We start from the raw sequence: 19,387 nt of genomic DNA, 5'->3' as shown, positions 1-19,387 counted from the left end.
AAGGGCTCGAACAACCGGGCCAAAGCCCGGCTCACGGTGGCGCGGGTCCACGCCCGCATCGCCGACCGCAGAAGGGATCACCTGCACAAGGTCACGACACGGCTTGTTCGCGATAACCAAGTGATCGCCGTGGAAGACCTCACCGTCCGCAACATGGTCAAGAACCACTCGCCGGCCCGCGCCGTCTCCGACGCCTCCTGGCGGGAGCTTCGCTCGATGCTGGAGTACAAGGCGGCCTGGTACGGGCGCACGCTCGTGGCGGTGGACCGCTGGTTCCCCTCCTCCAGGCTGTGCTCGCGGTGCGGGACGCTGCAGGAGGAGATGCCGCTGAACGTCCGGGAGTGGACGTGCGCCTGCGGCGCGGTCCACGACCGGGACGTGAACGCGGCCAAGAACGTGCTCGCCGCCGGGCTGGCGGAGAGCTGAAACGCCTGTGGAGCCGGTGTAAGACCTCAACGAGAGTCCTCTCGGGCGGGCAACCGGCGGTGAAGCAGGAAGACCAACCGGCGACGGTTGGAATCCCCCGGCTTCAGCCGTGGGGAGGAAGTCAACGTTTGAAGATGAACGCTCTCGGCGCGTGCGCCATCGCCGAGCGCAGGGCTCCCGCCGCGCTCAGCTCCCCGCTGATGACGAGCGGATAGATGGTGGACGCCGAGAGGGTGCGGCGGAAGAACCGGCCTGCCGAGCCGGCGCCCAGCAGCGTCTCCGTGACCTTCGTGGCGGGGAAGAACCTGCGCACGTCGCTCAGGGCCTTGATGCCGCCGTTGTAGGCGAACTCGGCGGCGAAGTGCTTGCCCGCGTACTCGAAGAGGTTGCCCATGGGCTGGCCGGTGGCGGCGGAGCTGGCGGCGTGCACGCCGGTCTTGAGCACGGCCCACGTGACGGAGTCGGCCAGCGCGTCGAGCCCTTCGCCCACCACGTAGGTGCCGACGCGGCGCTTGCCCACCCGCAGTTCCAGGATCATCTTGGTGATCTTCTGGAACAGGGTGCGCTCCAGCTTGGCCCTGGCGACCAGCATGTTGAACGCCCGCTGCGCCACGAGCCTGGCCGCCGGGTAGATGAAGCCGAACATCATGGTGAAGGCGAGGGCGGCCAGCTGGGTGCCGATGATCCAGAGTTGTTCCCGGTGCCTGTCGACCGCGTCGGCGTACTCGTCGCAGCCGTCGGCCAGCTCGTGCAGCTCCTCCTGCAGGGCCGCGTAGCGGGGGGCGAGCTCGTACGGCCACACGTCCGCGAACCGGTCCACGGCCCTGCTGTCGTTCTTCGTTCGGGCCTCGGCGACGGCGGCCTCGGTGCGGGCAGCGACCTTGCCGATCGAGCCGGCCAGGTCGCGCAGGGCCTCGGCGCGCGCCCTCAGGTTGGACGTGTCGGCCTCGGGCACGTGCACCTCGGCGAACCAGGCGAGCGCCTGGAAGGGGTCGAGCATCAGGCGCCTTCCCTGGGCGGTGGCGCCTGCGGGATCGGCGGCTGCGCGATGTCGGGGATCTCCGGAAGCGTCCGGATGATCTGCTGTTCCAGGTGGTCCCACAGCTCGTCGAAGTCGCGCAGGCCGGCCGCCGAGATGAAGCTCTTGTCCGCGATGCGGCGCATGGCGTCGGTCAGGGAGTCGTAGCCGTCGGCGTACCACTCGGCGAAGGTGCGGCCCTGGTCGTCACCCCCCACCAGGCCGGACGTGCCGGCCATCGCCGTGGCCGCGCGCTGTAACGCCACCACCTGGTCGCCGGTCCTGTCGAAGAGCCAGGCGAGGTCGCGGATCGACCACCAGTCGATCTGGACCTGGTCACCGCGGCCCCCGGCCGGGGAGCACGGAGCCTGTCCGGCGGGCGCGGGCGCGGGCTCCGGCGGCGGGGCGGGGTCGCTCGTCGCGCTCTCCGACGGTGACGGCGTGCCGCTCGGGGTCTGCGAAGGCTCGGGGGCCGGGCTGTCCGAGGGCGTCGGGGTCCCCGACGGGGTGGGGGTCTCCGAGGGGATCGGGGTTTCCGAAGGCGTCGGAGTCTCCGAAGGCGTCGGAGTCTCCGAAGGCGTCGGAGTCTCCGAAGGCGTCGGAGTCTCCGAAGGCGTCGGAGTCTCCGAAGGGGTGGGGGTCTCCGACGGGCTGGGGCTGCCGGTGGGGGACGCGGTGGGGGACGCGGTGGGCGAGGCCGTGGGGCCGGGGGTGGTTGCCGGGTCGGGCTCACTGGACGGATCCGCCATCGACCCCTCCTTCACCAGTAGGCGATCACGCGACGACAGAGAGACAGTGACGGCGACGAACCTCGCACAGGTCAATCTCCAGGAATATAGCGCTAAATCATGTTAAAAGGGCGTTCATCCATGAGGGAGGTTCCACGAGCAGTTCGCCCAGCTCATCGATCGCCTCTCTCTCGACAATCCCCGTACGGGCCGCGTCCTCGACGCGCTCGCACAACGCCGCCTCGCGGACGGCGCCGACGGTCGCGCAGGCGCTCTTGAGCCGGTGGGCGAGCGCGCCCGTCTCCGCCGCGTCGCCGGCCTCCCCCGCCCGCCGCAGCTCGTCGAACGTCCGCGTCGCGGTGGCGAGGTACGCCTGCGCCACGTCGGCGACCGCCTCCGGTGACAGGCCCGCCAGCTCCGGCGGCAGGCTCGAGTACGCCGCCCACTCCGGGATCCTCGCCAGCACCCTGGGCCAGTCGACCGGCTTGGCCAGGTGGTCGTCCATGCCCGCCTCCAGGCACCGGATCCGGTCGTCCGGCATGGCCGCCGCGGTCATCGCGATGATCGGGGTGTGCCCCTCCTCCCTGCCGCGGATCTCCGCGGTCGCGGCCAGCCCGTCGACCACGGGCAGCTGGCAGTCCATGAACACGAGGTCGTAGCCGCCGGCCAGCACGGCCCGCACCGCCTGCTCGCCGTCGTCCACGGTCTCGACCTCGTGCCCGGCCTGCTGCAGGATGAGCATCGCCACCTGGCGGCTCACCTCGTCGTCCTCGGCCACCAGGATGCGCGTGCCGCCGTCCTTCCCCTCGGCCTGCGTGCCCTCGCCGGGATCGCCGGGGGCATCGGCCGTGCCCAGGGCGTTCTCCACGGCGGCGAGCAGCCGGCGGCGGCTGAGCGGCCGGGTGATCGACTGCACGGCGCGCTCCCCCGAGGCGCCCGGCCAGGCGAACCCCGAGCGGCCCGGCGTCACGACCACGACGACGCTGGTGGCCTGGAGCAGCGGGTCGGTGAGGATCACGTGCGCGAGCGACTCCGACTCGCCGAGGTCCAGGGCGACGACCGCCAGCTCGTACGGCCGCCCGCTCGCGGCGGCGGCCCGCAGCAGCGTCAGCGCGGACGCCTCGTCCTTGGTCTCCTCCACGGCGAGCCCCGCCTCCGCCAGGGACCTCCCTGCCAGGGTGCGGTCCTGGGGGCGCGGGTCCGCGACGAGCACGCGCCGCCCCTCCAGCGCCTCCGGGTTCGGCTCCGACCACGTCAGGACGTCGACCGGCAGGGTCGCCCAGAACCGGCTGCCCACGCCCTCCACGCTGTCCAGCCCGATCCGCCCGCCCATGAGCTCGATGAGCTGCCTGCTGATGGCCAGGCCCAGGCCGCTGCCGCCGGTCCTGCGGGTGATCGGCGAGTCGACCTGGCGGAAGACGCCGAAGACCCGATCACGGTCGTCAGGGCCGACGCCGATCCCGGTGTCGGCGACCGCGAACCGCAGCACCGCCCGTTCGTCGCCGGGACTGCCCTCGTCCAGCGTGACGTGCAGGTCGACCCCGCCCTGGACGGTGAACTTGAGCGCGTTGCCGACCAGGTTCGTGAGCACCTGGCGCAGCCGCGCGGGGTCGCCGGCCACCTGCCGCGGCACGCCCTCGTCGAGCCGGAGCGTGAGCCAGAGCCCCTGCTCGTAGGCGTGCGGCGCGAAGGGCGCGACCACCTCGTCGCAGAGCCGCGGCAGGTCGAACGGCGCCGCCTCGACCTGCAGGTGGCCCGCCTCGATCCTGGACAGGTCGAGGAAGTCGTCGAGCAGGCGCAGCACGTTCCTGGCCGCGCCCTGGGCCGTGGCGGTGTAGTGGCGCTGCTCGTCGTCCAGCCGGGTGCCCATGAGCAGGGAGTTCATGCCGAGCACGCCGTTGATCGGGGTGCGGATCTCGTGGCTGATCTTGGCGAGGAACTCGGACTTCGCGCTGGAGGCGTTGACCGCGTCGTCCCTGGCGGCGGCCAGTTCGGCCGCGTACCTGGCCAGCGTGGCCTGCGCCCGGCGGCGGCCGTGCTCGCTGCGGATCTGCAGGCCGAGACCGATGAGGATGAGCAGCGCCAGCAGGGCCGCGACGGCGAGCACGTTGGACCTGAGCTGTTCGGCGGAGGCCAGCGCGGCGGCGGCCGGCACCTCGGCGGTGACCGTCCAGCCGATGCCGGGGATCGGCTCGGACGCCGACAACACCGTGCCGTCGATGCCGCGGAACGTGCCGTTCCAGGTGCGCCCGGCGAGCGCCGCGTCGACCCGCGGGTCCTCGCGCAGGGAGGTGAGGGCGTACAGCTTCCTGCCGGGGTCGGCGACGAGCACGCCGGCCTGGTCGGTGATCAGCAGCCTGATGCCCTGCGCGTTCGCGGCCTGCTCGGCGAACTCCTGGATGGCGTCCAGGCTGTAGACGACCGTGAGGATGCCGAGCATGCGCTCGCCGTCGGCGCTCGGGATGGGCGCGGCCACGGCGACGGCTCTGGACACGCCGACCATCGTGGGCGTGTACGCCTGGGAGACGTGGGCCTGCCGCCGGTCGCGCACGGCGCGGTACCAGTCGGTGTTGCCGATGTCCTGGGGCAGGCCGCTCGGCGGTTCGGCGCCCATCATGTCGCCGTCGGGCGTGATCAGGATGAGGCCGCTGACGCCGTCGCGCTGCCGTTCGAGCTGGTCGAGGAAGCCGCGCATGGACGTGGTGGTGACGCGCCCGACGGCCTCGCGGACCTGGGGGCGTTGCGCGAACGCGGTGACGAGTTGTTTGAGCGAGTCCATCTGCTGCTCCACCACGACCCGGCTCACCGAGGCGGTGGTCCTGACCCGGTCGGTGACCTCGTCCCGCACCGCCTGCTCCGACAGGGAGATGCTGGAGGAGGTGAGCAGCGCCAGGGGCAGCAGGCCGAGTAACGTCCACAGGGCCGTGACCGCGAGCAGCCATCTCACCGGCGTCCGTCCCTTCCCGCTGTCGTCCGCGTACAGATTAGGAGGAAACGGGCGTCAGCGGCGGATCGTGATGAGCAGAAAGAGCAAAAGTCGATCTTTTGTGATAAAAGCCCCCTAAGCTGCTAGAACCCCCTAACAGCAGGACGAGGAGCGTGGCGATGCCTGAGCCCAGGGACATCACCGTTCTCATCGTGGACGACGATCCGGTCGTCACCGCGGCACTGCACGCGCAGGTGAACCGGGTCCTGGGCTTCAGGGTGGTGGGCATCGCCCACAGCGGGCACGCGGCGCTCGCCGCCGCCGCCCGGTTCGCGCCCCGGCTGGTCCTGCTCGACCTGCACCTGCCGGACCTGCCGGGGCTCGAAGTGGCGCACCGGCTGCGCCGGCCCGACCAGCCGCCCGCCGACGTCATCGTGATCTCCGGCCGCAAGGAGTCCGCCACGGTCCGCGCGGCCATCCAGCGCGGGGCCCTGTACTACCTGGTCAAGCCGACCCGGGCGGGCACGCTGGAGCAGACGCTGCTGCGGTACGCGGCGACGGTCGCGCAGCTGGAGTCTGGTGGCCGCTTCGCCGAGCAGCAGGAGATCGACCGGATCTTCCGCTCGCTCCACCTCGACCAGGGGGCCCGGCCCAAGAGCATCTCCGCCGCCACCGAGCAGGCGGTGCTCGACGCGCTGGCCGGCGTCGACGAGGACGCCTCCGCGCACGAGCTCGGCGAGCTGATCGGCGTCAGCCGGGCCACCGCCCGCCGCTATCTGGAGCACCTGGCCGAGCGCGGCCTGGTGGAGGGGCGGCCGAGATACGGCCCCACCGGCCGCCCGCAGCACCGGTACCGCGTACGGTGACCGCGCTCAGGGCGCTGCTCGCCGTGCTGTTATGCCTGCTGGCCGCAGGTTGCGGCGAGGCGAGCCCGTTCCCCGACGGCTCCACCATGAAGCGGATCAGGGATCGCGGCGTCCTCACCGTGGGCATCAAGTTCGACCAGCCGCTGTTCGGCTACAAGGACCCGGCCAGCGGCCGGATCACCGGCTTCGACGCGGAGATCGCCCGGCTGGTGGCCAAGGACCTCACCGGCAGCGAGCGCAACATCCGCTTCGTCGAGACCGTGTCACGCGAGCGGGAGAACTTCCTCAAGCAGGAGGTCGTGGACCTCGTCATCGCCACGTACTCGATCACGCCGGCCCGGGCCGAGCTGGTCACCTTCACCGACCCGTACTACTACGCCGGGCAGGACATGCTGGTCAGGTCCGGCGACTCCACCATCCGCGAGGTGTCCGACCTCGACGGCAAGCGGGTCTGCACGGCCAAGGGCTCCACGTCCGTCGAGCGGCTGCGCACCCTCCTGCCCGGCGCCGACCTCGAGATCGTCGACGTCTACAGCGTGTGCGTGCCGGCGCTCATCTCCGGGCGCATCGACGCGGTCAGCACCGACGACACCATCCTGCACGGGCTGATGGCCCAGCATCCCGACACGCTGCGGCTCGTGGGCAAGCCGTTCGGGCGCGAGCCGTACGGGATGGGGGTCCGCAAGCAGGACACCGTGTTCCGCGACTACCTCAACGGGCTGATCACGCGCTGGCTGCGTGACGGGCAGTGGGACCGCGCCTTCATGTCCACCATCGGGGTCTCCGGCGCCACCTCGGAGTCGTCGAAACCCGCTAATCGCTGAGCAGAACGCTCACAAGCCTCTGCGCGGAACACGCGCCTCCTACGGTTACGCCAACGCTGACCGACACGAGGAGCGTGACGCATGACCCAGGCGGACCTGATCGTCCTGGACCAGGTCAACAAGCGCTACGGCGAGCACCATGTGCTCAGGGACGTGAACCTGGCCGTCAAGCAGGGCGAGGTCGTAGTGATCATCGGCCCGTCCGGGGCGGGCAAATCGACCCTGTGCCGCGCGATCAACCGGCTGGAGACCATCGACTCCGGCGTGATCAGCGTGGACGGGACCCCGCTGCCCGCCGAAGGGCGGCAGCTCGCCCGGCTCCGCGCCGAAGTGGGCATGGTCTTCCAGTCCTTCAACCTGTTCGCGCACAAGACCGTCCTGGACAACGTCGTCCTCGGGCAGGTCCACGTGCTCAGGCGGCCCAAGGACGAGGCCGTGCGCAAGGCCCGGGAGCTGCTCGACCGGGTCGGCATCGGCGGCCAGGCGGCCAAGTTCCCCGCCCAGCTCTCCGGCGGGCAGCAGCAGCGGGTGGCCATCGCCAGGGCGCTGGCCATGGACCCCAAGGTGATCCTCTTCGACGAGCCCACCTCGGCGCTCGACCCGGAGATGGTCAACGAGGTGCTCGAGGTGATGACGGCGCTGGCGCGCGACGGCATGACCATGGTCGTCGTCACCCACGAGATGGGCTTCGCCAGGCGCGCGGCCGACCGCGTGGTGTTCATGGCCGACGGCGAGATCGTCGAGCAGGACACCCCCGACGGCTTCTTCGGCGCCCCGAGCAGCGAGCGCGCCCAGTCCTTCCTCGCCAAGATCCTCACGCACTAAGGAGTGTCATGTTCGGCAGATCCCTCTATGCCGTTTTCGCCGTCGTCACGCTGGCCACCGCCTGCGGCGGCGGCCAGGAGAGCTACGCCTCCGTCGTGGACAAGGCCAAGAACGCCAAGAAGCTGGTCATCGGCGTGAAGGCGGACCAGCCCGGGCTCGGGCTGCGCACCCCCAACGGCGACTTCTCCGGATTCGACATCGAGGTCGCCACGTACGTCGCCAAGCAGCTCGGGGTCGAGGCGAAGGACATCACCTGGAAGGAGACCGTCTCCGCCAACCGGGAGGCGTTCATCGAGCAGGGCCAGGTGGACATGGTGGTGGCCACGTACTCCATCACCGACGCCAGGAAGCAGAAGGTGTCCTTCGCCGGACCGTACTTCGTGGCCGGGCAGGACCTGCTGGTGCGGGCCGCCGACGCGGCGCTGACAGGGCCGGAGGCGCTCAACGGCAAGAAGTTGTGCTCCGTCGCCGGCTCCACCCCGGCGCAGAAGGTCAAGTCGGAGTACGCCAAGGAGGTGCAGCTGCAGGAGGAGCGGACGTACTCGGCGTGCGTGGACCGCGTCCTCGGCGGCCAGCTCGACGCCATCACCACCGACGACGTGATCCTCGCCGGCTACGCCGCCCAGCACGGCGGCAAGCTCAAGGTGGTCGGCAAGCCGTTCAGCACCGAGAAGTACGGCATCGGGCTGAAGAAGGACGACACGGCCGGGCGCAAGGCGGTCAACGACGCGCTGGAGAAGATGTTCTCCGACGGGAGCTGGACGAAGGCGCTGCAGGCCAGCGTCGGCTCCTCGGGCTTCACCCTGCCGGAGGCCCCGAAGCTGGAGCGGTACTGATCCCATGGACGCGCTGCTGATCGAGGGCGACACCGTCTTCGCCGCGTTCTGGATGACGGTACGGCTGACGGCCGTCAGCGCGCTCGGCTCCCTCGTGCTGGGGGTGCTGCTGACGGCCATGCGGGTGGCGCCGCTCGCCTCCCTGCGCGGCGCCGCGAGCGTCTACGTGTCCGTGGCCCGCAACACGCCGCTCACCCTGGTGCTGCTCTTCACCGGGCTCGGCGTCGGCGCGAACCTCGGCGTGGAGCTGTCCGACGACATCGCGACCAACAACTTCTGGCTCGCCGTCATCGGACTGACCGCCTACACCTCGGCGTTCGTCTGCGAGGCCCTGCGCTCCGGGCTCAACACGGTGCCGGTCGGCCAGGCCGAGGCCGCCAGGTCGCTGGGGCTCGGCTTCGTCAAGACGCTCGGGCTCATCACGCTGCCGCAGGCGTTCCGCTCCGTCGTGGCGCCGCTGGGCAGCATCATGATCGCGCTGACCAAGAACACCACGATCGCGCTGGTGGTGGGCGTGAGCGAGGCGTCCGTGCGGATGCGCGAGATGATCGAGACGTACGGGGACCAGGTGATCGAGATCTTCTTCGGCTTCGCCGCCGGATTCGTGCTGCTCTGCCTGCCCATGGGCCTGGCGTTCGGCTGGTTGTCGCGACGGATGGCGGTGGCGCGATGACGTACGCGAACCTCTACGAGCCCCCCGGGCCGCGCGGGATCCGGCGCAACCGGACATTGGCCGCGGGCGTGGCGATCGTGCTGCTGGCGGTGGCGTACTTCGTCTTCGTGCGCTTCGACGAGAAGGACCAGTGGGCCGCCGACAAGTGGGCCCCGCTGCTGCGCGGCGACGTCTGGGCCACGTTCATCCTGCCCGGCCTGGCCGGGACGCTGGCCGCGGCCGTGACCGGAGTGGTGCTGGCCGGGCTGTTCGGAATCGTGTTCGCCACCGCCCGGATGTCCGACCACCGGTGGATCCGGGTGCCCGCGGCCGCCGTGGTGGAGTTCTTCAGGTCCGTCCCGCTGCTCCTGCTCATCTTCTTCGCCTTCTTCGGGTCGTTCGCGCTGCTGGGCACGAACATCTCCGCCTTCAGCGCCGTCGTCTTCGGCCTCACCCTCTACAACGGGTCGGTGATCGCGGAGATCATCCGGGCCGGGGTGCAGAGCCTGCCGCGCGGCCAGCGGGAGGCGGCGTACGCGACGGGCATGCGCAAGGGGCAGGTGATGCGGCTCGTCCTGCTGCCGCAGGCGCTGCGGGCCATGATGCCGGCCCTGGTCAGCCAGTTCGTGGTGCTGCTGAAGGACTCGGCGCTCGGGCTGATCGTCGGCTATGACGAGCTGGTGGACCGGGGCCTGAACGGGATCGCGGCCAACTTCTCCAACGTCATCCCGGCGGCGATCCTCATCGCGGCCATCTTCATCCTCATCAACCTCAGCCTCGACCGCCTCGCCCACCGCCTGAGCGCCACCCGCCGGTCCTAACCCGGGCGCGGGGGGTGCCCGGCGGGAGGCGGGCGGGATGCCGTACAAAGGGATGCATGCCGACACCCCCAGAGCCCATCAGGACCGGACCGTTCGCCGGGCGCACCGTGGCCGCGCTCGGTCAGGACCTGCGCGAGGGACGCACCACCGCGACCGAGCTGGCCCGCCAGGCGCTCGACGCCGTGGCCGGCCTCGACCCGGCGCTCAACGCGTTCGTCACCGTCGACGCCGCCGGGGCGCTGGAAGCCGCCCGGCGGGCCGACGGCGAGCTGGCCGAGGGCGCCGATCGGGGCCCGCTGCACGGCATCCCAGTCGGCGTGAAAGACCTCATCATGGTCGCGGGCCTGCCCGCGACCATGGGGTCGCGGCACTTCTCCGGACATGTCCCCGACCAGGACGCGGCCTGCGTGACGCGGCTCCGCCAGGCCGGCGCCGTCATCATCGGCATGACCACGACCCACGAGTTCGCCTACGGCCCCACGGGCGACCGCTCGGCCACCGGGCCCTCCCGCAACCCCTGGGATCCCGCGCGCATGTCGGGCGGCTCCAGCGGCGGCAGCGCGGCCGCGGTGGCGGCGGGCATGGTCCCGCTCGCGCTCGGCACCGACACGGGCGGCTCCGTCCGCATCCCGTCCGCGCTGTGCGGGATCGCCGGGTTCAAGCCCGCGTACGACGCCATCCCCTCGGACGGCGTCTTCCCCCTGTCGCGCACGTTCGACCACGTCGGCGTCCTCGCCGCCGACGCCCGCGACTGCCTGCTGGCCTACCGCGCTCTGACCGGACATGAGGCCGAAACTGGCACGGGACCGGACTCCGGGCTGGACACAGGGCTGGACACAGGGCTGGACGTGGGGCCGGACGCCGGCCGGGTGCGGGTGGCGTGGCTCGATCCGGCCGGGCTGTTCCCCGGGGACGCGCGCGTCGTGCGCGCGGCGCGGGCGGCGTCGAGGGCTGAGGAGGAGGTCCGGCTCGCCGCCGGCGTCGGCGGCGAGCTGTGGGAGACGTACACGACGATCCAGGGGTGCGAGGCGGCCGCCGTGCACGCCGGGCGCCTCGCCGAGGCGCCCGAGCTGTTCGACGCCGAAGTGCTCGACCGCCTGCGGGCCGCCGCCGAGACGCCCGGCTGGCGGTACGTACGCGCCATGGCCGCCCGCGAGCGCCTGGCCCGGACGGTCGGGGAGCTGTTCGGCCGCCACGACGTGCTCGCGTTGCCGGCCGTGCCGATCACCGCGCCCCCGATCGACCGGCGCGAGATCGTGCTCGACGGCGAGAAGGTCACCGTCAGGGCCGCCCTGCTGGCGTACACGAGCCCGTGGAACGTGCTCGGCCTGCCCGCGCTGACCGTACCGGCCGACCAGATGACCGGCCCGATGACCGGACTGGTGGACGGCCTGCCGGTCGGGGTCCAGCTCGTCTGCCGCCCCGGACGGGAGAGGCTGCTGTTCGAGGTGGCCGCCCGCCTCACGCGCTCCTGATCGCGCACCCCCGGGGGACCCGTCCTTGTGCCCGACGTCGGACGTCAGCGCGCGGGCGGGCGCACCGTGACGTGCCGCTGCCGGTGTCGAGCCCGTCAAGGATGCGGTAGGCCCCGGCCCCGGCCCGCGTGGTGATGACCGCTCGGATCTCGGGGTCGGCGAAGGCGGCGTTGAGGTCGGCGAGCCGGTCCGCGTCATGGCCGGCCAGGTGACCGCGCTGATCCAGGACGTGTTCCCCGGTCTTTGCCCATCCCCTACCAAAGTCGGAGCCGCTCCCCACCGGGGAAGGGCACGGCGCGACCGCGCGCCCGATGTGGCGCACCGGGCCGGCGGGAGAGGCTGACCGACATGAACACCTCCCCGAACGCCCCCGTGCACCCCGCCCCCTCCATGAACACCCCCGTCAGAAGGATCCTCACCGTGCTCGGCGCGTCCGCTGCCGCCCTGGCCGGCTGGGTCCTGGCGGTCCCGGTGGCCGGAATCGCGCTGACCGCGCGGATGGGCGGCGGCGCCGAGCAGGTCGGACCGGCGGCGGTCGTGGTGGCGAGCCTGGTGGCCGGGCTGGCCGGCTGGGCGCTGCTGGCCGTTCTCGAGCGGTTCGTCTCCCGGGCCGGCCGGCTCTGGACGATCGTCGCCCTGGCCGTGCTCGCCCTGTCCCTGCTCGGCCCGCTCGGCAGCGCCGTCGGCGCCGCCTCGACGCTGGTGCTGGTGCTGCTGCACCTGATCGTCGGCGCCGTGCTCGTTCCCGGCCTGCCACGGCGATGACCGCACCCCTGCCGGCCCCACGACACAGGAGACCCGACATGACAGTCCTCGCCAGGGCGATCGACGCCACCCGCCGCTACGGCGACGTGCTCGCACTCGACCACGTCTCGCTCGACATCAGAGCGGGGGAAGTGGTCGGCCTGCTCGGCCCGAACGGCGCCGGCAAGTCCACCCTCATCAACCTCTTCGTGGGGCTGCGCCGGCCCACCTCCGGCACGGTGGAGCTGTTCGGCGGCTCGCCGCTGGACCCGGCCATGCGGCGCGGCATCGGCATGACCCCCCAGGAGACGGGCCTGCCCGAGTCGCTGCGCGTCGGCGAGATCGCCGGCTTCGTCTCCGCGCACTTCCCCGACAGCGTCGGGACAGGCGAACTGCTCGACAGGTTCGGCCTCGGCGACCTGGTCAGGCGGCAGGTCGGCGGCCTGTCGGGCGGGCAGCGGCGGCGGCTGGCGGTGGCGCTGGCGTTCGCGGGCAGGCCGCGGCTGGTGTTCCTCGACGAGCCGACGACCGGCCTGGACGTCGAGGCCAGGCGGGCGCTGTGGGAGGGCATCAGGTCCTTCCACGAGGAGGGCGGCACCGTCCTGCTCACCAGCCACTACCTGGAGGAGATCGAGGCCCTGGCCGAACGGGTCCTGGTGGTCGGCAACGGCCGCGTCCTGGCCGACGACAGCGTGCGGGCCGTACGCGGCATGGTGGGCACCCGGCGCGTCTCCCTCGTCGCCGAGCACCTGCCGCACCTGCCGGGCGTGCTCGGCGCCGAACGCTCGGGCGACCGGATCGACCTGGTCGTCAACGACCCCGACCGGCTCGTCGTGGAGCTGGTACGCAGCGGGGTGCCGTTCTCCGGCCTGGAGATCAGGCCGGCCACGCTGGAGGAGGCCTTCCTCACCCTCACCTCGAAGGAGCCCGCACATGTCTAACCTGGTCCTCGCCCACACCCGCTACCTCGTGATCGAGCAGATCCGGGTGCCGATCGCCATCCTGGCCAGCGCGTTCTTCCCGGCCGTCTCGATGGTGGCGTTCGTGGTGCCGTTCGCGGGCCAGGACCCCGTGGCGGCGACGACGGCGACGGGCTCGCTGATGTTCTTCGGCGCCATGTCGGCCGCGCTCATGGGGCTCAGCAGCGCGGTCGCGCAGGATCGCGACCTGCCGTGGAACCCGTACCTGCGCACGCTGCCCGCGGGCCCGTTCCCGCGCTTCGCCGGGCGGATCCTGTCGACGCTGGTCGTCATGCTGCTCTCGGTGATCCCCGTGCTGGTGGTGGCGGCGCTGTTCACGCAGGCCACGATCACGCCGGCCGGGCTGCTGCTGGGGATCGGCGCGCTGGTCGCAGGCGTGGTGCCGTTCATGCTGATGGGGTTGTGCGTCGGCTTCCTGCTGGCCTCGAAGGCCGCCATGGCGGTGTCGCAGCTGCTGTTCTTCCCCATGGCCATCCTCGGCGGGCTGCTGCTGCCGCCGCAGGTCCTGCCGGGGTTCGTGCAGGCCGTCTCGCCGTACGTGCCCACCAGGGGCGCGGCCGAGCTGATCTGGTGGGCGATCGCCGGCGCCCGGCCGGGCGTGGTGCCGCTGGTCATGCTGGCCGTCTGGACCGGCGCCATGGTGGCCGCCGCCGCCTGGGCCTACCGCCGCGACGAGGGCAGGCGCTTCACCTGACCGGCCGGCCGGGGTCCGCTCCATCGGGCGGCGCGAACACTTAGCCCTTGCGCTAACCATGACGGCACGCAATACTTAGCCGCATGGCACAGCATTCGGCACAGCTGGACGGGGTGTTACTCGCCCTCGCCGACCCGACCCGGCGCGCCGTCGTCCAGCGCCTCGGGCACGGGCCCACGAGCGTCGGCGACCTCGCCCGCGACTTCCCCATCACCCTCCCGTCGTTCATGAAGCACGTACGGACCCTCGAATCGAACGGGCTCATCCGCACGACCAAGACCGGCCGGGTACGCACCTGCGTGCTCAACCGCGAACGCCTCGCCCTCGTCGACGACTGGCTCGGCGAGCAGCGCCGGATCTGGCGGGAACGCACAGACCGCCTCGAACAGTTCGTCACCGACCAGCAGGAGGACACGCCATGAACCCCGACCTCGACCTCGGCCTGGAGCGGATCATCCGCGCCCCGCGCGCCACCGTGTGGAGCGCCTGGACCGACCCGTCCAAGCTGGAGCAGTGGTGGCTCCCCGCACCCTCCCGCTGCCAGGTGGAGCGCCTGGACCCGCGACCCGGAGGAGCGTTCGTGACGCGGATGAGCGACGGCGGGCCGGAGTTCGTCCCCCACCTGGACGCCTGCTTCCTCGCCGTGGACGAGCCCGAACGGATCGTGTTCACCAACGCCGTCACCAGCGCCTGGCGCCCCGCCGCCCCCGCCCCCGTCGCCATGACCGCCACCATCACGCTGAGCGACCACCCCGACGGCACCGACTACCGGATCGTCGTCCGGCACGGCGACCCGGAATCCCGTGCCCACCACGAGAAACTCGGCTTCGCCGACGGCTGGGGCTCGGTCACGCGCCAGCTGGCCGCCTTCGCCGAGAGCATGGCACCGTGACGAGCCGGCCCGGCCACCGATGAACGCGCGCTTCAGTTGCGGGAATCGTCCGCCGAAAACGCGCAGTCACGACGATCGACCGTTACGGGGCGCCTAGCCGGCTTCGAGAACGAAGAACAAGAAGCACAGGAACCTCGTGCGGGTGGGCTCGATCTCACGGAGCTCATCGGGGAACAGCTCGCGGGCTTCCGGCACGAAGGGCGGTTCGCTGACGACGCTGATGCGAAAGCCCGCCGCGGTGAAGGCTTCGGTCATCGCGTGCAGCGGCCGGTCCCAGAACCTCATCCGGACGGTCTGCCCACCCATGACCCATTCGTCGGTCCGGCTGCGGGTCTCGAAGTACGTGGGCCTTTCCCCGGCCATGTGCTGGAAGAGAACGATGGAGAAAGGATGGTCGACCGAGACGAGGAGTCTGCCACCGGGCTTCAGCACGCGTCTCAGCTCGGCCAGTGTCGGTCCCCAGTCTTCCAGGTAGTGCAGCACCAGGGACGCGATGACGTCGTCGAACGCGCCATCGGGAAAGGGCAGCGGGCCGGCCAGGTCGGCGACCTGCAGATCCGCGTCGGCGCCCAGCCGCTGCCGGGCCTGCTCCAGCATCCCGGCACTCGCGTCGACGCCGGTGACGATGGCGCCTCGATCGCGCAGCTCGGCGAACAGGGGACCCGCGCCGCAACCGGCATCGAGGATGCGCCTTCCGGTGACGTCCCCGGCAAGCTCCAGCATCGCGGGCCGCTCGTAGTACGCGTTCAGGAGGCTCGTCTCGTTCTCGGCCGCGTACCCCTCAGCCATCCTGTCGTAGTCGTTGATCGGGGAGGGCTGTGCGGTCTCGATGTGATCCTCGGGCATGGTAGGCATGCGGGCCATTGTGGCCCAGCGATCTCGGCGGCACAGACATACGGCAGATCCTGACCAAGGCGGACACGCAGGGCCAACTGTCGCGCCGTTCGGACCGCCGCCGTTTGGCTTCACATTTCGTCAAATGGCTCGATGCCGGACGGGCTCGGCGAAGCCTGGTCAGGCAGCGACAGTGCTGCGGATGGAGCGTCCAGCAACTCATGATCCAGCCGGACGCCGCTTTCCAGCTCGACCACGGTTAAGCAGGCCACGAGCATGTCCACTGCGGCCTCGGCCTCCTCGCTGTCGTAGCCGCTTGCGAAGAAGTCGGCGTAACCGATCAGAGGGCCGAGAAACCCAGTCCAATGGGCGAAAGGCAGGTTGGCCGGTTCGGGATGTTCAACCCAGCCCTCGTCAGGCCCGTAACGCACAAACATCGAGGTGTTGCACGCCATGTCCAAGGTCACGCGCCAGTGCCGGAAGCCCTCGCCGGCCAGCCGGTCAGTCACCTCCTGGCGCGCCTCTGTCGGATTGATCCAGTCCAGGGTGACGATGCCTGCGCCGACTTGGTGAAGGGAAAGACTGCCCAACCTGTGCGGCTGCCCAGGGCCCTGCAACGCGGCCGGATCGAGTCCCATGCGCCTCACCGCGTCCTCGATGGTGAGGACGCGGGAGCGGGGCATCGTCACCGTGTAGGCGATGGTGTCCAACCCGAGGTCCTCCAGCATGTCGGCGTAGCGCGTAACGATCTCATCGAGCACGATCGAGTCACCTTTCTGAGGTCGACTGACAAGTAGGCGCGCTTTCACCGGGGAAAGCGCAGCTCGATCTTGGCATCAAGGCCGGGGAGATCATGCGGGAGCGCCAGCCCTCGCCGGTCAGCAGTGCCTGCTCGGAGCACCCGGCTATCCCATCGGGTAGGGGCCAGATTCCCAAGGGCGTCATCCTTCGCCAGCCAGAAGTAGTGTCGCCTGCTGGCTGGGGAGTCGGGCGAGTTGCCGGCGGCAGTTGCGGGCGCCGGTGATGCCCCCTTGAGGGCCGAACGGTCCGTTGCATTCGCGCCTGTAGGGGGGTGTCGCCGACGCTGATCCGGGTGTGGCAGGTCGGGTACCAGCCGGTCAGACAGACGCGATGCTGGGGGGCAGACCACGCAGGGCAGCAGGTGCCAGGAGATGCGCCAGATCGGATCGGGTCCTGCCGGGCAGCGGGGGCAAATAGCCGCGGTGTCAGCGCGCCAGGGCCAGGGCCGGGTGGCGGTGGTGCCGGTCCAGCTGTGGGTGATGAACTGGCCGCCTTGACCGGACAGCGCCATGCGCATCATGGCGCGGGCGCGCAGGCCGGTGGCGTCGCGACAGGTTCTCGAAGACGTACTCGCCGTCGAAGATGGTGAGGAAGTCCTCGCCCAGGGTGTAGCGCGGCGGGGTGTAGTGAGGCAGACCGAGCAGGGACGCGACGGTGTCGCGGCGACCTCGGAGCTCACGCCTGTAGCCGCCTCGATCGCCCTGCGCATCTCCGGCGTCGCGACGATGCCGTACGCCAGTGTACGGACGTCACCTGACGTCCGTAGATCGAGCCCCAACGCCTCGACCATCGACCACGGCGGGCATCCGTTCAGTTCTCTGACATCTCCCGTGCCGTTCTGACATCTGCAAGCGCGCCAGACAACAGCCACGCCGGTGGCGGGTGCCCTTGACGAATGAAATGAACGACTTTTTAATTCGCATATGGGGCGCATCGCCGGTGTCACCGCCGCGGAGACACGGGAGCGGCTGCTGCGCGCGGCCGCCGACGCCTTCGCCGAGCGCGGATACGACGGCACCCGCGTCGCCGACATCGCGGCCGCGGCCGGGGTGAGCAACGGCGCGCTCTACGCGCACTTCGGTTCGAAGGCGGACCTGCTCGTGGCGGCCCTGCGCGCGCACGGCCGCAGCATGCTCGCCGACCTGCTGGCCGCCGACCCGAACCGGCCGGTCACGGAGCTGCTCCTCGTCATCGGCCGCCGGCTCCCCCGCAGGCCCGACGTCCGTGGCCGGCTCATCGTCGAGGCGCTCGTCGCGGCCCCCCGTGACCAGGACGTCGCCCTGCCGATGCGCGACTACATCGGCGAACGCGCCGGGCAGATCTCCGGGCTCGTCCGCGGGGCCCAGGACGACGGCGAGCTCGATCCCGCGCTGTCGCCCGACGCGCTGGCGCACTTCTGCCTCCTGCTGGCGATGGGCAGCGTGCTGGTCACGCCGGACCTGCACGCGGTCGCCGACGAGGAGTGGGCCGAGCTGCTCGCCCGTGTCGTGACGGTCCTCGGCCCCGCGGGCATCACAGAGAAGAAGGAGTCGACCCCGTGAAAGTACAGATCAACCCCGAACGGTGCCAGGGGCACGGGCGCTGCTACGACCTGGCTCCGAGCCTGTTCGGCGAGGACGACGAGGGTTACGGGCAGGTTCTCGGCCACGGCATCGTTCCGCCGGGCGAGGAGGAGGCGGCGCGCCTGGCGGTGGCCAACTGTCCCGAAAGGGCGATCGACGCGCACGAGGAGACCTGACATGGCCGTTGACGAGCGCTTCACGCAGGACTACCGGGACGGGCAGGACGACGAGTTCGTCGGCACCCGCAGCGAGATCGTCACCGGTCCCGTCTCCGACTGGACGACCGACTTCTCCCATCTGGAGCCCGAGTGGGCCGCCGACCCGTACCCCATCCAGGACGAGCTGCGGCAGGGCTGCCCGATCGCGCACACCGGGCGGTTCGGCGGCGGCTGGCTGCCGACGCGGTACGAGGACGTCGCCGCGATCGCCTACGACACCGAGCACTTCTCCTCGCGCGCGATCGTCATGAGCAACTACCGGCCGCCGCTCGACCTGGCGCCGGTCGGCGGCGTGCCCCCGATCTCCTCCGACCCGCCGTTCCACCGCGACGCGCGCAGGCTGCTGCTGCCCGCGTTCACCAAGAGCGCCGTCGCCAGGCGGGAGGCGGCCACGCGGGCCTACTGCCACTCGCTCATCGACGCCTTAGAGGGCCGGCGGGACGTCGACGCGGCCCGCGAGTACGCGCAGCACATCCCGGTACGCGTCATCGCCGACATGCTGGGCTTCCCTCCGGAGGACGGGCCCCGCTTCCGCGCGTTCATCGAGCATTCGCTCGAAGGCGTCAACCTGCCGCCCGAGGAGCGCATGGCGCACATGGGGGAGCTGTTCGACTACCTGCTGGAGCAGATCCGCGACCACCTCGACAACCCGCGCGACGACCTGACCACCTACCTCATCGAGGCGGAGCTGTACGGCCAGAAGCTGCAGCCGGCGCACGTGTCCGGCACGATGGCCCTGCTGCTCATCGCCGGCATCGACACGACGTGGAGCGCGATCGGCGCGTCCCTGTGGCATCTGGCGAAGACGCCGGCCGACCGGGAGCGCCTGGTGGCCGAGCCGGAGTTGCTGCCGACCGCGATGGAGGAGTTCCTGCGGGCGTACGCGCCGGTCACGATGGCGCGGCTGGTCAAGCAGGACATGCACTGGCGCGGCGTCGACATGAAGGCCGACGACTGGGTGCTGCTGTCGTTCCCCGCGGCCAACCGTGACCCGGCGCACGTCGAGCGGGCGGACGAGGTCGTCATCGACCGCGAGGTCAACCGGCATGTCGCGTTCGGCCTGGGCATCCACCGCTGCGTGGGCTCCCACCTGGCGCGCATGGAGTTGCGGGTCGCCCTGGAGGTGTGGCTGGAGCGGATCCCGGAGTTCACCCTGGCCGACCCGGCGGCGGTGACCTGGGCGACGGGGCAGGTCCGCGGGCCGCGGACGCTGCCTCTGCGCGTCGGGCGGGTGTGACGCCGGACGCCTGCGCGTCCCGGGACCG

The 19,387-nt window shown here is 71.2% G+C and carries 22 protein-coding genes and 1 pseudogene; 17 read left to right on the top strand and 6 right to left on the bottom strand.

What is annotated here, in order from left to right; genetic code table 11:
• Nucleotides 1-512: pseudogene (locus tag ACZ6SA_RS14245) on the top strand (RNA-guided endonuclease TnpB family protein); the annotation flags it as partial.
• A 35-nt stretch (nt 513-547) separates the two neighbouring features.
• Here ACZ6SA_RS14245 and ACZ6SA_RS14240 read toward each other — a convergent pair.
• The 3 genes from ACZ6SA_RS14240 to ACZ6SA_RS14230 all read right to left on the bottom strand — a co-directional run bounded on the left by ACZ6SA_RS14240 (nt 548) and on the right by ACZ6SA_RS14230 (nt 5,119).
• Nucleotides 548-1,426 carry a WXG100-like domain-containing protein gene (locus tag ACZ6SA_RS14240; RefSeq protein WP_347647499.1) on the bottom strand — a complete coding sequence of 293 codons (879 nt, stop codon included), beginning with the start codon at nt 1,424-1,426 and terminating at the stop codon, nt 548-550.
• Nucleotides 1,426-2,193 carry a hypothetical protein gene (locus ACZ6SA_RS14235; RefSeq protein WP_465828202.1) on the bottom strand — a complete coding sequence of 256 codons (768 nt, stop codon included), beginning with the start codon at nt 2,191-2,193 and terminating at the stop codon, nt 1,426-1,428. Before ACZ6SA_RS14235 ends, ACZ6SA_RS14240 begins: the two co-directional genes overlap by 1 nt.
• A 97-nt stretch (nt 2,194-2,290) precedes the next feature.
• On the bottom strand, nt 2,291-5,119 hold the full coding sequence (locus ACZ6SA_RS14230; RefSeq protein WP_347647497.1) for a hybrid sensor histidine kinase/response regulator: 2,829 nt from the start codon (nt 5,117-5,119) through the stop codon (nt 2,291-2,293).
• Between the two features lie 158 nt (nt 5,120-5,277).
• Here ACZ6SA_RS14230 and ACZ6SA_RS14225 point away from each other — a divergent pair, with 158 nt between their 5' ends.
• The 7 genes from ACZ6SA_RS14225 to ACZ6SA_RS14195 all read left to right on the top strand — a co-directional run bounded on the left by ACZ6SA_RS14225 (nt 5,278) and on the right by ACZ6SA_RS14195 (nt 11,397).
• A complete protein-coding gene (locus tag ACZ6SA_RS14225; protein ID WP_132606428.1) occupies nt 5,278-5,964 on the top strand; it encodes a response regulator in 687 nt (228 codons plus the stop codon).
• A complete protein-coding gene (locus tag ACZ6SA_RS14220; RefSeq protein WP_347647496.1) occupies nt 5,961-6,788 on the top strand; it encodes a glutamate ABC transporter substrate-binding protein in 828 nt (275 codons plus the stop codon). The genes ACZ6SA_RS14225 and ACZ6SA_RS14220 overlap by 4 nt, the downstream gene beginning before the upstream one ends.
• Before the next feature lie 81 nt (nt 6,789-6,869).
• Nucleotides 6,870-7,613, top strand: a complete 744-nt coding sequence (locus tag ACZ6SA_RS14215; protein ID WP_465828199.1) for an amino acid ABC transporter ATP-binding protein — start codon at nt 6,870-6,872, stop codon at nt 7,611-7,613.
• Nucleotides 7,614-7,621: 8 nt separating this feature from the next.
• Nucleotides 7,622-8,449, top strand: coding sequence for a glutamate ABC transporter substrate-binding protein (locus tag ACZ6SA_RS14210; RefSeq protein WP_347647494.1), 828 nt, complete (start codon nt 7,622-7,624; stop codon nt 8,447-8,449).
• A 4-nt stretch (nt 8,450-8,453) separates the two neighbouring features.
• Nucleotides 8,454-9,122, top strand: a complete 669-nt coding sequence (locus ACZ6SA_RS14205; protein ID WP_347647493.1) for an amino acid ABC transporter permease — start codon at nt 8,454-8,456, stop codon at nt 9,120-9,122.
• Nucleotides 9,119-9,922 carry an amino acid ABC transporter permease gene (locus ACZ6SA_RS14200; protein ID WP_347647492.1) on the top strand — a complete coding sequence of 268 codons (804 nt, stop codon included), beginning with the start codon at nt 9,119-9,121 and terminating at the stop codon, nt 9,920-9,922. The genes ACZ6SA_RS14205 and ACZ6SA_RS14200 overlap by 4 nt, the downstream gene beginning before the upstream one ends.
• 56 nt (nt 9,923-9,978) lie before the next feature.
• Nucleotides 9,979-11,397, top strand: coding sequence for an amidase (locus ACZ6SA_RS14195; protein ID WP_465828196.1), 1,419 nt, complete (start codon nt 9,979-9,981; stop codon nt 11,395-11,397).
• On the opposite strand, the gene ACZ6SA_RS14190 is transcribed toward ACZ6SA_RS14195, so the two are convergent.
• A complete protein-coding gene (locus ACZ6SA_RS14190; RefSeq protein WP_465828194.1) occupies nt 11,384-11,677 on the bottom strand; it encodes an LD-carboxypeptidase in 294 nt (97 codons plus the stop codon). The genes ACZ6SA_RS14195 and ACZ6SA_RS14190 overlap by 14 nt on opposite strands.
• A gap of 68 nt (nt 11,678-11,745) precedes the next feature.
• Between ACZ6SA_RS14190 and ACZ6SA_RS14185 the strand changes: the two genes are divergently transcribed.
• The 5 genes from ACZ6SA_RS14185 to ACZ6SA_RS14165 all read left to right on the top strand — a co-directional run bounded on the left by ACZ6SA_RS14185 (nt 11,746) and on the right by ACZ6SA_RS14165 (nt 14,707).
• Nucleotides 11,746-12,162: a DUF6069 family protein gene (locus ACZ6SA_RS14185; RefSeq protein ID WP_347647489.1), complete on the top strand. Its 417-nt coding sequence runs from the start codon at nt 11,746-11,748 to the stop codon at nt 12,160-12,162.
• 38 nt (nt 12,163-12,200) lie between these two features.
• The gene (locus tag ACZ6SA_RS14180; protein WP_347647488.1) at nt 12,201-13,082 is read left to right on the top strand and encodes an ABC transporter ATP-binding protein; all 882 of its coding nucleotides are present in this window, start codon (nt 12,201-12,203) and stop codon (nt 13,080-13,082) included.
• Nucleotides 13,075-13,815: an ABC transporter permease gene (locus tag ACZ6SA_RS14175; protein ID WP_443154939.1), complete on the top strand. Its 741-nt coding sequence runs from the start codon at nt 13,075-13,077 to the stop codon at nt 13,813-13,815. Before ACZ6SA_RS14180 ends, ACZ6SA_RS14175 begins: the two co-directional genes overlap by 8 nt.
• 83 nt (nt 13,816-13,898) lie before the next feature.
• Nucleotides 13,899-14,237, top strand: coding sequence for an ArsR/SmtB family transcription factor (locus ACZ6SA_RS14170; RefSeq protein WP_347647486.1), 339 nt, complete (start codon nt 13,899-13,901; stop codon nt 14,235-14,237).
• Nucleotides 14,234-14,707 (top strand): SRPBCC domain-containing protein, encoded by a 474-nt coding sequence (locus tag ACZ6SA_RS14165; protein ID WP_465828191.1) that lies wholly within the window; start codon nt 14,234-14,236, stop codon nt 14,705-14,707. The genes ACZ6SA_RS14170 and ACZ6SA_RS14165 overlap by 4 nt, the downstream gene beginning before the upstream one ends.
• Nucleotides 14,708-14,800: 93 nt before the next feature.
• Here ACZ6SA_RS14165 and ACZ6SA_RS14160 read toward each other — a convergent pair whose 3' ends face one another.
• Together ACZ6SA_RS14160 and ACZ6SA_RS14155 are read right to left on the bottom strand one after the other, a co-directional pair.
• Complete coding sequence (locus ACZ6SA_RS14160) at nt 14,801-15,571, bottom strand: class I SAM-dependent methyltransferase (RefSeq protein ID WP_465828189.1); 771 nt, start codon at nt 15,569-15,571, stop codon at nt 14,801-14,803.
• Nucleotides 15,572-15,672: 101 nt separating this feature from the next.
• The gene (locus ACZ6SA_RS14155) at nt 15,673-16,302 is read right to left on the bottom strand and encodes a hypothetical protein (RefSeq protein WP_465828187.1); all 630 of its coding nucleotides are present in this window, start codon (nt 16,300-16,302) and stop codon (nt 15,673-15,675) included.
• Between the two features lie 549 nt (nt 16,303-16,851).
• Between ACZ6SA_RS14155 and ACZ6SA_RS14150 the strand changes: the two genes are divergently transcribed.
• The 4 genes from ACZ6SA_RS14150 (at nt 16,852) to ACZ6SA_RS14135 (ending at nt 19,359) form a co-directional block, all read left to right on the top strand.
• On the top strand, nt 16,852-17,184 hold the full coding sequence (locus tag ACZ6SA_RS14150) for a hypothetical protein (RefSeq protein WP_347647482.1): 333 nt from the start codon (nt 16,852-16,854) through the stop codon (nt 17,182-17,184).
• Between the two features lie 81 nt (nt 17,185-17,265).
• A complete protein-coding gene (locus ACZ6SA_RS14145) occupies nt 17,266-17,883 on the top strand; it encodes a TetR/AcrR family transcriptional regulator (protein ID WP_347647480.1) in 618 nt (205 codons plus the stop codon).
• A complete protein-coding gene (locus ACZ6SA_RS14140) occupies nt 17,880-18,080 on the top strand; it encodes a ferredoxin (protein WP_347647479.1) in 201 nt (66 codons plus the stop codon). The genes ACZ6SA_RS14145 and ACZ6SA_RS14140 overlap by 4 nt, the downstream gene beginning before the upstream one ends.
• Nucleotide 18,081: 1 nt before the next feature.
• Nucleotides 18,082-19,359: a cytochrome P450 gene (locus ACZ6SA_RS14135; RefSeq protein WP_347647478.1), complete on the top strand. Its 1,278-nt coding sequence runs from the start codon at nt 18,082-18,084 to the stop codon at nt 19,357-19,359.
• Nucleotides 19,360-19,387 lie beyond the last annotated feature (28 nt).

The sequence above is a fragment of the Nonomuraea sp. NPDC049378 genome (genome assembly GCF_055586745.1).
The sequence above is the reverse complement of the archived record's forward strand: the minus strand, read 5'-3'. Positions and strand labels throughout refer to the sequence as shown.